A 14,463-nucleotide genomic window follows, 5' to 3' on the forward strand; every position below is an offset into this window, starting at 1 on the left:
AACGCCGATCCACCTCCCCCTTCATTGCCCATGGATACAAACCTAACTGTTGATATTCGCTACGCATACGGGCGCGGGGTGTTCGAGCAGCGGCGGCGGCTTTACTCGATCTTGACCATGCATTGAATTGCCCCACCGACGATGGTCGATGTGAGTAACCTTCCATCGGTGGAACTGGGGGTTTTGGGGCCTCTCCAGGTCCGGCAAGGCGGGGCGCCCGTCGCCATCCCGGGCGCCAAGCCTCGCGCGATTCTCGCGATGCTCGGGCTGCACGGTGGTTCGGTCGTCGCGGCCGAGACGCTAGTCGAACTGCTCTGGGGCGAGGATCCGCCACGCACTGCGGCCAAGGCCCTGCAAACCCACATCTCCTCGCTGCGGCGCACCCTGGGCGACGGCTTCGTGCTGACGGCGGGCGCGGGTTGGACCCTGGCCGAGACGCAGGTGGACGCCGCGCGTTACAAGTCGGCGGCCCGGCTGGGACGCGACGCCGCCGCGGCCGGTGATCACAGCCACGCGGTGGCCCGCTTCGAGGAGGCGCTCGCCCTGTGGCGGGGAACGCCCGAGCTGCCCGACGGCCGGCGAGGAACCTCGGAGAAGACGCGGTGGATCGAGGGCCACGCCGCCCTGGTGGAGGATCGGGCCGATGCGCTGCTGGCGACGGGCCGGGCCGCGGAGATCATCGGCGAGCTCGAAGCGGCGGTGGCCGACGCGCCGCTACGCGAGCGGCGCTGGGGCCAGCTGATGCTCGCGCTCTACCGCGCCGGCCGGCAAGGCGAAGCGCTGGGCGCCTACCAGCGTGCGCGAGCGCTGCTCGCCGACGAACTGGGGGTGGACCCCGGCCCGGAGCTTCGCCGGCTGGAGGCCGCGATCGTCGCACAGGACTCTGCGCTGGAAACGCCTGCGGCACAACAGTTCTCGTCGGTAACGCGGGCTGTGACGTTCCTGCTGACCGACATCGAAGGGTCTACGGTCGCGTGGGAGGCCGACGCCCAGGCCATGGCGGTGGCGCTGGCCCGACACGACGAGCTCGTCGAGCAGGTCGTCACCTCCCGAGGAGGGCGGCTGATCAAGACCCGCGGCGAGGGCGACGCCACGTTCTCGGTTTTCGAGCGGCCGTCGGCGGCCGCGGCCGCGGCGATCGAGCTCCAGGATGCGATCGTCCACGAGCCGTGGGCGCTACGGGAGCCCATGCGAATTCGGGTGGCCCTGCACACCGGGGAGGTCGAGCTTCGCGACGGCGACTACTTCGGCCGCGCGGTCAATCGCGCCGCCCGCCTGAGGTCGCTGGCCGCCGGCGGCCAGATCCTGTGCTCCGGTGCGACCGCGGAGCTCGTCATCGACTCCCTGCCCGATGACGTGGTGCTCGCCGACCTGGGAACCCGCCAGCTGCGCAACCTCGCGCGTCCGGAACACGTTTTCGAGCTCCGGCTGCACGCCGCCGAGGAGCCTGGCGAGGACGCCCCGACCGAAGCGCCTCTGGAACGACCCAGCCTGCCCGCGGTGCTCGGCGGCCGCGGGCCGTTCGTCGGGCGCGGCGACGAGCTCGAGCGATTGTCGACCGCATGGCACACCGCACTCGCCGGCGGCACCAACGCCATGCTGATCGCCGGCGAACCGGGGGTCGGCAAGACGCGGCTGGCCGGCGAATGGTCCCGACAGGCTTACGACCAAGGCGCCCTGGTCATTTACGGCCGGTGCGACGAGGACCTCGGTGCGCCGTACCAGCCGTTCGCGGAGGCCCTGCGGTCGTTGGTGCCATGCTTAGGCGCGGGCGCGCTTCGCGGGCTGCGGGGTGTGGAAGCCTTGCTGACACTGGTTCCCGGGCTGATCGACGTCCTTCCCGACGTGTCCGCGCCGACTCGCGCCGACCCGGACACCGAACGCTATGCGCTCTTCGACGCCGTGGTCGGGCTGTTGGCGATGGCCTCGGCGAGCGCGCCGGTCGTGCTGATCCTCGACGACCTGCATTGGGCGGCCAAACCGACGCTGTTGTTACTGCGGCATCTGCTGCGTTTCGGCGAACACGCGCGCGTGCAGATCATCGGCACCTACCGCAGCACGGACCTCGACCGCTCCCATCCCCTGGCGGCGATGCTCGCCGACCTCCATCGCGACGGCACGGCGAACCGCTTAGCGCTCAGCGGGCTCGACGAGGAGGACGTGACGGCTTATGTCGCGGAGGCGGGTTACAACGACGAAGAATTGGCTCGGGCGTTGGCTTCCGTCACGGGCGGCAATCCGTTCTTCCTCATCGAGGCGTTGCGCCACGTCGATGAGAGCGGCGGCCGATGGGACCAGAGCACGCTGCCGCAGGGGGTGCGCGAGGCGGTGAGTCGGCGCCTGTCGCGGCTGCCGGCCGAGGCGAACAAGGCCCTGGCCGCCGCCGCCGTGGTCGGGAGCCGGTTCGCACTGGAACTGGTGGAACGCGTGGTGGGAGACGACCTGGTCGACGCTTTCGACGAGGCGTGCAAGGCGGGCATCGTCATCGAAGAGGCCGGGGGTCGGTACCGGTTCAACCACGCGATCGTCCGCCAGTCACTGCTCGCCGAATTGCCGTCGGTGCGGCGCATGCGGTTGCACCAGCGCATCGCCACCACATTGGAGGACGAGCCCGGCGCCGACGACGAGCTGCTCGCCGAATTGGCCTACCACTACTTCGAATGCGCGTGGGCGGGCAACGCGGCAAAGGCGGTCGAATACTGCCGGCGCGCAGCGGACCAGGCGATGGCGCGCCTCGCCTACGAAGGCGCCGCCGACCTTTACGACCGGGCGCTGCACGCACTGGAAGAGATCGACGAGGAGCTGCCCGACCGTGACGATCAAGTCGCCGCGCTGCTGATCACGCGCTGCGAGGCCCTGCTGGCCGCCGGCGACGTGACTTCGGCGGCCAACGCCGTCACCCAATTGCAAACGGACACAGTCGGTTCCCCCCACCTTGCGGCCTGGGCGACATGTTTCGACGGTCAACTCTCGATGCTGATCCATCCGGAACGACTCGACGAGGTCGAGGCGGCGGTTGGCGCCGCCGCCGACAAACTGGCGGAACTGGGCGACGCGGCCGGAGAAGCCAAGGCGCACACCGTTCGTGCCGGATGCCTCGCCCGGCTTGGCCGAATCGGCGACTGCGAGATCGCCCTCGACGAGGCCCTCACGGCCGCGCGGCGCGCGCGTGAACACCGGCGGGTGAACGCGGTGCTGGCGAACGCACCCCTGGCCGCGTTGTGGGGCCCGAACCCCGTACCGCGGGCGGGCGGTAGGTGTCTGGACGTGGTGCGGCTGCTCCGGATCACCACCGACTCGCCGGCGGTCGAGGCGACGTCGACGCGCTGCCAGGCGGTGCTGGAGGCTTTCCGGGGACGGGCCGCGGCCGCGCGACGCATGATCGACTCGGCCCGTCGCACCGTAAGCGAGTTGGGGCTGCGCCATGCCCTGATGGAGGTCGAGCAGTTCGCCGGCATTGTGGAGTTGGTCGTAGACGAGCCGCCGGCGGCCGAGCCGCATCTGCGCAAGGCCTACAACGGCTTTCGCCGCATGGGGCTCGACGCCGACACCGCCGAAACCGCGGCGCTGCTGGGCCGCACGTGCCTCGCGCTCGGCAAAGATGCCGAAGCGGAGGAATTGTGCGCCGAGAGCGAACGTCTTGCCGGCCACGCGCTGAAGGCGTCGATCGCCTGGCGCACGCTTCGGGCGCGGCTGCTGTCACGCGGCGGTGATCACGACCAGGCGCGCCGGGTCGCCGAGGATGCCGTCGCACTGGCCGAGCGCACCGACGCGTTGGTGGATCACGGTGACGCGTGCCTTTCGCTGGCAACGGTTTTGGGCGCAGTCGGCGACGTTGCGGGTGCGCGAGCCGCCGCCGAGCGGGCCGTCGAGTTGTACGAACGGAAAGGAGCCGGCGCGCTGGCGGAGAGGGCGCGGCTCGTTCTGGGATCCGAGCCGCCCCCCGCCCCGGTGCCCCCCGAACCGCCCGTCGTCAAACTCGAAAACGCTTGCGTGCGAGTGGGTGAGCGCGTCCTGTCTGCCATCGATCGCCAGGCGCGGGACGAACTCGAGGAGCTGTTTTCCGCCCGCCCATTTATCGAGAGCCGCCGAAAGGTAGTCGGATTCACGCAATCCGATCTGTCATCGGACTGGCTAGAAGCGAACCGGCCCATTCTCGAGGCGGGCGACATGCGGATCAGCCAAGTGGTGATCGCCCTGCGGGGTGAGCGCCTGGCCCTCTCCCGGGTAAGGGTGGACAGCGGCGATGTCAGCGTCGGGGCGCCCTATGACGAATTTCTCAGCCTCTACGGCATCGACGACGAAAGCCGCCTATCCCTACAGGTGTGGTTCGATATCGAGGACATCGACGCCGCAATGGCCGAGCTCGAAGGCCAATTCCAGGCGGACCACCCGATTCCGCGGCGATTGGAAAACACGGCCACGCGCGTATTCGAGGAGGAGTGGAAGCACTTCGCGGCGCGCGACTGGCGCGCCATGGCTGAACTCGTGGCCGATGACTATGTCGGCATAGATCACCGGCGGGTCGTCAGTGCCGAGACACAATACAGTCGCGACGAGGTGGTCAGAGACTTACAGGCGGCCGCCGACGTCGGCTTCGCGATCTCGATGGTGGGAGCCGTCGCGATCCGCGGGAAGCGTCTGGTGCTTGCCCGCACTCGCGCCTCCGGTCGCGACCCCGGGGCTGTTGAAAACGACGCCCTCAACGTGGTCGAGATCGACGCCGACAACCGGATCGCAAACGTCGTCACGTTCGACCTCGAAGACATCGAGTCCGCGGTCAACGAGCTCGACGCGCGCTTTGTTGCCGGTGAAGGCGCCGCGTACGCCCGCACGTGGTCGGTAGTAACCGGGGCTCTCACGGCCCACAATCGACGCGAACTGCCGGCCGCAACACCGGATGCGGTGACTATCGACCACCGTCGGGTGGCGACGTTTGCGCCCGGTGAGGGTCTGGAATACATCCGTGCAGGCTGGGATCTCGACCAACAGCTCGACATCTATGTCGAAACAGAGCATCGCCTCAACGACCGCGGCGCCGTTTTCACGTGGGCGGGACATGGAACGTCACGCGACGGCTTCACGGCGGAATGGCGCGGGGTCGACCTGATGCTGGTCGACGACGAAATGATCAGTCGAGTAGAGGTTTTCGAAGAGACGGACCTCGACGCCGCGATCGAAAAGTTCGACAAGCTCAGTCGGTCTGCACCACGGCTGGAAAACGCCGCCAGCCAAACCTACGAGCGCCTGATGCGTTTGTTGGCGGCCCACGACTGGGACGCTATCACCGCAATAGTGGCCGACGATTTGTTCTACAACGACCGCAGGCGCGTGGTGAACGCCGGTTTGCGACATGGGCGCCGTGCGGGGATCGAAGACGTGCGGGCGTTGGTCGACGTCGGCTTCTCGCTGACGATCGTCCAGGTTCCAGCGACCCGGGGCGCGTTCCTCGCGCTCTTGCGTATGCGCGCGTCGGGCAGCGACCCCGAGACGATCCAAAACGACGCCTTCAATATCATCGAGGTCGACGCTGAAGGGCGGATCGCGGCGGTCATTGTGTTGGACCTCGAGGACTTCGACGCCGCCATCGCAGAGCTCGACGCGCGCTACCTCGCAGGCGAAGCCGCCACCCACGCGCACACGTGGTCGGTGATAACGCGGGCATACGCCACGCTCAACAGGTACGAGATGCCAGCCACCACAGCGGACTTCGGGAGCATCGACCATCGCAGAGGAACGGCGTTCGCGGCGGGTGAGCTGATCGCATATGTTCGCGCCGCTTGGAATCTCGCACAAGATGGCACGACACACATTGAGACTGTTCATCGGCTGACCGACGGCGGAGCGCTTGTCACCCATGTAACGCGGGGAACGTCCCAAGAGGGCTTCGAAGCCGAGTGGCGGGAACTCGCCCTGCTGACTGTCGAAGGTGAGCTGCTCAACCGCTGCGAGTTATTCGACGAGGAAGACCTTGGCCTCGCGACCGCGCGCTTCGACCAGCTGAGCCAACCGGCATTGGAGCTCGAGAATGCGGCAAGCCAAATGCACAAGCGCCTGGAATCCGTCTTTGCGGCCCGTGATTGGGACACGATGTCCGCCGTTATGGCCGACGAAATCCGCCTTGACGACCGTCGCCGAACGGTGAATTCCGGTATACGAGAGGGCCGTGCGGCCATTCTTGAAGAGATGTCGGCAACGGTCCGGATCGGTGTCAAGACCATGACGTCTGATGTCATCGCCGTCCGAGGTGACCGTCTGGCACTGTGCCGTAGCCAAACCTGGGGTCGCGACACGGGTCCGGAGGCATTCCACACCGATGTCTTCGACGTCTTCGAGCTCGACGCCGCCGGAAAGGTGTCGGCGCGAATCGTGTTTGACCTTGACGACTTTGACGCCGCGATTGCGGAGCTCGACGCGCGCTATCTCGCCGGCGACGCGGCCGCCCACGCACACACCTGGTCCCTGCTCACCGAGGCCTTCGCGGTGCTGAACCGGCGGGAAATCCCGCCCGTGACGCCAGACTGGACGAGCATCGACCACCGACGACTCGCCTCAATCGGTTCGGGTGATCTGGGCGCATATTTGGTTGCTAGCTGGGAACTCTCGCCACAGTCCCAAATCTACATGGCGGCCGTGCACCGGTTGAGCAACCTTGGTGCGGTGGTTACACACGTGGCCATTGGGACCTCGCCGGAGGGTTTCGACGCGGAGTGGCAGGTCGTTGACGTTGTAATGTTTGACGGCGACCGGATCAGCCGCACAGAGCTTTTCGACGAAACCGACGTCGATGCCGCGATCGCGCGGTTCGAACAATTGCACTCTAAGGCGGCACGGCTCGCAAATGCGGCCAGCCAAGCGGACCAGCAATTCTGGGTCTGCTTCGCAGCCCGCAACTGGACTGCCATGGCAGAGTTGCTCACCAGCGACGTGCGCACGGAAGATCGCCGGCGAATCGTGAACGCGGGGGTCTTGCACGGCCGAGAAGTCCATATCGAAAACATGCGCGCCCTCGCCCAAATCGGTGCATACATCACGTCAGTCGACATCGCGACCCGCGGGAAGCGGCTCACCCTTCGTCATATTCGTTCCGCGAACCAGGACCTGCGTCACGGAGAGTTTGGCAGCGAACTGCTGTACCTCATCGAGGTCAATGCGGACGATCAGATAGCGGCGGGGGTCTTCTTCGACCCCGACGACTTTGACGCCGCAATCGCCGAACTCGACGCGCGGTATCTCGCCGGCGAAGCGGCGGCACACGCGCAGACCTGGTCGGCCATCACGCGCAGCTTTGCGTCGATCAATCGGCGCGAAATGCCTGCGACGACATCGGATTGGGTGAACATCGACCACCGGCGCGGTACGTCGATTGCACCCGGTGAAATGGCTGCGCTGATGGGCGCCGCATGGAGTTCGGAGTCTGATCTGAGGTGCTTCATCGAATGGGTGCACCGTCTGAACGATCGCGGTGTCGTCATCACGCACGTCGCACATGAGACCTCGCGAGAAGGATTCCACGCCGAATGGCGGGTGATCAGCGTGATCACGGTCGAGGGCGACCTGATCAACCGCACCGAAGTATTCGACGAGGCAAGCCTGGCTGCCGCGATCGCGAGGTTCGATCAGCTGAACCAGCCCACGCCCCGGTTGGAGAACGCGGCTAGCCGAGTCGGTATGCGGTACCTGGCCCGCTTCGCGGCGGCCGATTGGGACGCCATGGCCGAGATGCTGGCCGAAGACTTCACCAACGACGATCGCCGTCGGGTGGTGGGCTCGGGAATCCAACAGGGTCGCGATGCCCAAATCGCAGACATGCAGACGGTCGCCGACCTGTGGACTCGAAACGTGACGCCGACTGTCATGGCGATCCGGGGAGAGCGCCTTGCGCTCATGCATCTGCGCTTTGCGGACCAGAAGCAAGGGCCGGATGCGTTCCTCACGGAGGCGCTCGGGGTCCTTGAGATCAATGCCGATGACCGGATCGTCGCGGCCGTCTTCTTCGACGACGTCAAGGCCGCCTTCGAGGAGCTCGACACTCGCTATCTCGCCGGTGAGGCGGCCGCCGATGCCAGCGCGTGGTCGGTGATCACAGACGTTTACAGCATGTTCAACCGCCGCGAACTAGCCGTGGACTGGGTCAACATCGACCACCGGCGAGCCACACCATTCGCCTCCAGCGACGTATCCCAAGTCCTCCGCGACTTCTTCGACCTCACCCCGGAGGCGACCGCCTACATCGAATCGGTGCATCGGCTCAACGACTTTGGGGCTGTCATCACGAATGATTCGCGCGGGCTCTCGCGTGACGGCCTTGACGTCCAGTGGCGCATAGTGCTCCTTCTCGTCGTCGAGGGCGGCCGACTCACCCGCTGCGAACTCTTCGACGAGACAGACTTGGACGCCGCGATCGAGAGATTCGAACAACTTCACCGTCCGACGGTGCGGCGGGAGAATAAGGCGACACGAGTTGCTGACCGCTTCTTCGCAAATGTCCAGGCCCGCGATTGGACAGCGATAGCCCAGACCATGGCCGACGACGGCTGCATCGACGATCGCCGTCGCGTGGTTAATGGCGGGCGTTGGGATGGTCGCGATGTCGTGATCGCAAATATCCGTGCGATCGGCGTAGGTGGGGCCAACATCGCATGGTCCGTGATCGCGATCCGCGGTGAGCGCCTGGCCCTGACCCGTATCAGTTCCTCCAACCTCGGCCTGACGCATGGAGAGTTCGAGAACGCAATGCTCGGCATCGCAGAGATCGATGCTGACGACCGAATGAAGGCTCAGGTCCTGTTCGACGCCCACGACGTCGAGGCGGCCTTTGCCGAGCTCGAGGCGCGGTACATCGTCGGAGAGGCAGCGGGGTCTTCCCGCGCTTGGTCGGTCATCGCAGAGGCCTATGCCGCGGTCAATCGTGGCGAGCTACCGTCGACGACGCCGGACTGGACCAACATCGACCACCGGCGGGGAATAGCGTTCCCACCGGGCAATTTGGAGGCGTACCTCGAAGCCTCATGGGACCTGCTCGCTCCGGGGCTCAACGCCTACATCGAAATCGTGCATCGGTTGACTGACATCGGTGCGGTAGTCACTCGGATGATAGAAGGGACGTCGAGCGACGGCTTCCAGGCCGAGTGGCGAGAGATCGGCATCTCAATTGTCGAGGGTGATTTGATCAGCCGCTCCGAGATCTTCGATGAAACCGACCTCGACGCCGCACTCGCCCGGTTCGAAGAACTGCAACCGCGGGCGCGGCGCCTGGTCAATGCGGCAACCCAAGTGAGTGAACGGTTTTGGAGCTCCCTTAAGACGCGAGATTGGGCAGCGATGGCCGAGATACTCGCCGAGAACGTCGTGTCGCATGACAACCGCCGGGTTGTCAACTCCGGTGAACTGCGCGGGCGAGATCTGAACCTCGCAAACGTGCGGGCCGTCGCCGAGGTCGGTTTCGAGGGTGTTGACTCGACCCTCCTCGCGATTCGTGGGCAACGGCTTGCCCTCTTCCGCATTCGGTCCTCCGCCCACGGGCTCGAGCCGGGTGAGATCAGTGCGGACATGATCGGCGTCGTGGAGATCGACGGGGACAACCGGATGATCGTTCACTCCATATTCGACGCCGACGACTTCGACGCCGCTTTCGCGGAACTCGAAGCCCGGTACATCGCCGGCGAAGCGGCTACCCATGCGCGCGTGTGGTCGCTGGTCACGCAAGGCCACGCTCAATTCAATCGGCACGAGCCTCCCGCAATGACGCCGGACGTGGTCTACGTCGACCACCGTCGCGGCGTGACAATCGCAGGAGCCGACCTTGCCGCATCCGTTCGCGCCGGGTGGGACCTTCTCCCGCAGGTGCACGCCTACGTAGAGACTGTGCATCGAGTGACCGAATTGGGGGCCGTCGCAACCCAAGTGGTCACAGCGACCTCACAAGACGGCTTCGATGCCGAGTGGCAGACGATCACCATTTTCACCTTCGAAGGTGACCGGCTCAGCCGATACGAAGTCTTTGACGAGACGGAGCTCGAAGCCGCGCTCGCCCGCTTCGACGAGCTCAGCCGGCGGATGCCGACCCTGGAAAATGCGGCAAGTCGAGCAGAAGACCGGCTCTTCGCACACTCGGCGGCTCGCGACTGGGTGGCCGCGGCGCAAGTCCTGGCTGACGACAGTTACGTCGATGATCGCCGTCGCGTCGTGAATGTCGGTTTCTGGAATGGTCGTGACGCCGTTTTGGCGAACATGCAAGCCCTGGCTGAAGGTCTTGCCCAAGTGGAACTGAGAGTCATCGCGACTCGCGGGGAGCGTCTCGCCCTCGTTCTCATCCGATCCTTCAGCCCCGACTCACAGCGCGGAGAATTCTTCATCGACATGCTGGGAGTCGTCGAGATCAACACGGAACGTCGAATTTCAGCACACGTCTTCTTTGATCCCGACGAAATCGACGCCGCCTTTGTCGAACTCGAAAGTCGTTACCTCGCCGGCGAAGCGGCCGACCACGCGCACACTTGGTCGCTGATGGTCGAGGCCTATGCCACCCTCAACCGGCACGAGATACCCACTATCTCACCGGACTTCGTCAACATCGACCACCGACGCGGGATCACGTTCGAACCAGGCAACATCGTCAAGTACGTCCAGGCCACCTGGGAGATCGCGCCAGACCTCAAAATGTATATCGAGACGGTGCATCGGTTGACGAACGCTGGATCGGTCATTACGCACAGCGGATACGGCACCTCTCACGAGGGTTTCGACGCGGAATGGCGCGAAACCATTTTGTACACGTTCAACGACGGCCTGATGAACCGCTGCGAGATGTTCGACGAAGAAGACCTCGACGCCGCGCTCGCGCGCTTCGAGGAGCTGCAACCCGATGCTCGGCGGCTGGAAAACGCGGCAACCCTTGCCGATCAACAGTTCTGGGGGTACATCGCGGCAGGTGACTGGACCGCCCTGGGGACCATCCTGGCTGATGACGTGGCCAATGACGACCGCCGGCGGACCGTGAACGCCGGCATTCGGCGAGGTCGAGATTCCGATGTCGCCAACATGCGAAGCCTTTCCGAGATCGGGGTCACCCACGTCACATCGACCATCATTGCGACCCGCGGCGAACGACTTCTCCTCAGACGTACGCGATTCTCTCTGGACGAAGGGCCCGAAGACTTCAACGTCGAGCTGCTCTGTGTCGTCGAACTCGACGCCGCAAATCGGATTGCGACACGCGTCCTGTTCGACCCCGACGACATGGACACCGCCTTCGAAGAACTCGATGCGCGGTACCTCGCCGGTGAGGCGGCCGCCCACGGGCGGACGTGGGAGATCATCGCGGGTTCCTATGCTTCGATGAACCGGCGCGAGCTGTTTCCGACGACACCGGATTGGGTGAACGTCGATCACCGACGACCCGGAATGTTCGAGGAAGGTGGCCTAAACGCATCCCTGCGTTCGCTGTGGCAGTTGACCTCAGACCTGACCTTCCGGATAGTGGCCGTGCATCGCTTGACTGATGCGGGCATGGTTTGCTCCCATGTGGCCCAGGGTGTTTCACACGACGGCTTCGACGCCGAGTGGCGAGGGATTGAGGTCCAGACCATCGAGGGTGATCGGATTAATCGCTGCGAAATCTTCGACCAAGACGACCTCGACACTGCGCTGGCGCGGTTCGACGAGATCACCGCGGCCAGGCCCGTCGGTGACTGACACAGTCCCGCAACAACAACCGCTCTACCTCTTGGCGGACAGTCAGCTGCTCTTCTGGAAACGGCGGGACCGGCTGATCCTCGATACCGCCCTTAATGGACTATCCTGCGGCACAACGGTTACCGCGGCCTACATCGGTGCCTCCAACGGGGATCGTCCAGAGTACTACGAAATTTTCGAGGCGGCGATGGATGCCGTCGGCATCACCGACCGGCGCATGATCGCCTCGTCATTCAGCCCACAAGACCGCGCCTACCTCGAGAACGCCGCCTTGATCGTCCTCGCGGGCGGCGACGTCCGTCTTGGCTGGAACACCTTCGAGAGGACGGGGATGAAGGAGGTGATTCTGGACCGACACGCGAACGAAGCAGTCCTGGTGGGCATTTCGGCCGGGGCGGTCCAGCTCGGACGCTACGCAATTGCCGATCCGCCGGAATCCGCCGTGCCCGAGCGGCTCGATGGGTTCGACCTCGTCCCCATGGCCATCGACGTGCACGACGAGCGGGCCGGGTGGGGGCGGCTGTCGCGGACCATTGAAGACCTGAACGGGGCGGCCGCCGGGCTCGGCATCCCGTCCGGCGGCGGCGTCATCGCCCACGCGGACGGCACCATCGAGCCACTGCGCCGTCCCGCGCGCAAATTCGTCTTCGACGGCGCTAGCGTCGTGGCCTCAACCGTGCCCGCCGCCTAGGCGGTCACCGATCATCGCCGTCTCGGGCGGTGCGCCGCCAGCACGTCGGCGTTGGCCAACGACTGGGCCTCAGCGGCCAGCGTCGAAGCCCTGTTGGCGTACGCAATCGCGTCGGCGGCGTTGCTTGCCTCATGGGCATGCGCCGCCGCCAAATGCCCTTTGGCTTCCTCTAATCGGGCCTGCGCCTTGGCGCCGATGCTCTGGCGATGGCTGGTGACGTAGTCGGAGATCTGGCGCATTCTGTTATCCGCGGTGGCCAAGGCCTGCGCCAACGACTGCCCCTCAATACTCCCCTGCCCAGCGCTGACGGCGGCGCGTCGGCGCTGCCGGCGCGCCACATACAACAGGAAAAGTGCCGCGACGACGACCACGGCGACACCGACGATGACGATCGGCAGCCACGGCCGCTTCGATGAGCTTGCCGGCTCAGGCAAGTTCGCCGATTTGTCCAGCCCGTCGGCCGCGGCGACGGCGGCGCCCGCCCAATTTTTCGTGGCCACCGCGGGGTCAATTTTGCTGCGCTGCAGGTCGCTTAATTCGGTTGCGGTGAGACTGCGCGGCGGCACGGTGAACTTGTACAGCTTGGTGTTGGTGGCCACGGCGAGCAGCGCATCGTGGTCGCCCAGCCGGCTTTCGCTACGGGTGCGTTCGGCCCAGTTATCGGGCTTATATCGGTTGAAGTTATCGACGTAGACGACCCACAGCCAAATGCGCTGATCGTGGTAGAGCCGGTCGAGCGCCGAGCTGACCGCGGCCCGGTCTGAGTCGGTCAGCGCCCCGGTCTTGTCGGTGATGTGATCCGCGAGCTTGGACGGGGGTTGCGCGGCGGCGGGGTTCGCCACCGGCAGCCCCACCGCGAGGATCGTCAGAATCACACCGACCAGGCGAACGACGCGCATACCGGTAATTTAGCCGTGATTCACGCATGCGGAGTGACGAGGAACTTTTCTCCGGTGGCTCGCTTGAGGTATGCGTTGAACGCCTCGGGTTTGAGCATGCCCGCGAGCGATACCTCGCGGGTATAGCTACTCGCGAACGTCGTGGTGAGCTCCGCGGCGACCCGGGCACGCAGCCGGCGGATCGTCTCGGCGCCCGCGCTCTGCAGAAACGGGGTGAGCAGCCACCCGCCCACACCCCAAGCCATTCCGAAGTTTCTGTTGAGCACGGTGGGGCCGGTGTCGAGGGCGCCGTAGATGTACACCTGCTTGTGAACGCTCGACCCGTAGCGCGAGTACTGGGCCGCGGTCGAATTGGCCGCCTCCTCCATGCCATTGAGGATCTGGCTCGCCAGCGTTCCGCCACCCGTGGCGTCGAACGCGAGCGTGGCCGATGTCGCCTTGAGCGCCTCGACGAGATCGGTCGCGAACGACGGCGACGTCGAGTTGAGCACATGGGTCGCGCCGAGAGACTTCAGCAGCTCTTCTTGTTCGGGCTTGCGGACGATGTGAACCAGCGGTATCCCGTCCTGCTGGCACAGCTTGACCAGCATCTGGCCGAGGTTCGAGGCTGCGGCGGTGTGCACGAGAGCGGAATGCCCTTCGCGACGCATGGTTTCGGTCATGCCCAGCGCCGTCATCGGGTTGACGAAGGACGACGCCCCGTCCCGGGCCGTAGCACCATCGGGCAGCACTAGACAGGCGGATGCGTCGACCGCTCGGTATTGCGAGTACATTGCGCCGCCCGCGATTGCCACCGTCTTTCCAACCAACGCCTGGGCGGCTTCGGACGACCCCGCGGCCACCACCGTGCCCGCGCCCTCGTTGCCGACGGGAAGCGATTGGTCGAGTCGAGCCGACAGGCCCTTGAGGCTGGTCTCCCCGACAGGCGCGGTGACGACGGGGCGCTCCGGTGTGCCCGCGACCGTCGCCTTGGTCATGTCCGCGCCGGCAATCAGCAGACCCAGGTCCGACGGGTTGATGGGCGAGGCTTCCACACGCACCACCACCTCGTTGGCACCGGGGGTCGGTACCGGCACCTCGTGCAGCGAGAGTTCGAGCGTGCCCTCCGACGTCACCAACGAACGCAGTTCCAGGGCGGTGTCGGGCAGATCTGCGGACATGGGCTCTTCCTCGTTC

The 14,463-nt window shown here is 65.5% G+C and carries 4 protein-coding genes; 2 read left to right on the forward strand and 2 right to left on the reverse strand.

The window, feature by feature from the left end:
* Positions 1–168 precede the first annotated feature (168 nt).
* A complete protein-coding gene (locus WU80_RS05570) occupies positions 169–11,697 on the forward strand; it encodes a BTAD domain-containing putative transcriptional regulator (RefSeq protein WP_055400032.1) in 11,529 nt (3,842 codons plus the stop codon).
* Positions 11,690–12,388, forward strand: coding sequence for a Type 1 glutamine amidotransferase-like domain-containing protein (locus WU80_RS05575; protein WP_055400034.1), 699 nt, complete (start codon positions 11,690–11,692; stop codon positions 12,386–12,388). Before WU80_RS05570 ends, WU80_RS05575 begins: the two co-directional genes overlap by 8 nt.
* Positions 12,389–12,399: 11 nt before the next feature.
* Here WU80_RS05575 and WU80_RS05580 read toward each other — a convergent pair whose 3' ends face one another.
* Together WU80_RS05580 and WU80_RS05585 are read right to left on the reverse strand one after the other, a co-directional pair.
* Positions 12,400–13,287, reverse strand: a complete 888-nt coding sequence (locus WU80_RS05580) for a TPM domain-containing protein (RefSeq protein WP_055400037.1) — start codon at positions 13,285–13,287, stop codon at positions 12,400–12,402.
* A gap of 20 nt (positions 13,288–13,307) precedes the next feature.
* Positions 13,308–14,447: a zinc-binding dehydrogenase gene (locus tag WU80_RS05585; protein WP_055400038.1), complete on the reverse strand. Its 1,140-nt coding sequence runs from the start codon at positions 14,445–14,447 to the stop codon at positions 13,308–13,310.
* Between the last annotated feature and the right edge of the window lie 16 nt (positions 14,448–14,463).

Source organism: Mycobacterium sp. UM_11, from assembly GCF_001414075.1.
Taxonomy (GTDB): Bacteria; Actinomycetota; Actinomycetes; order Mycobacteriales; family Mycobacteriaceae; genus Mycobacterium.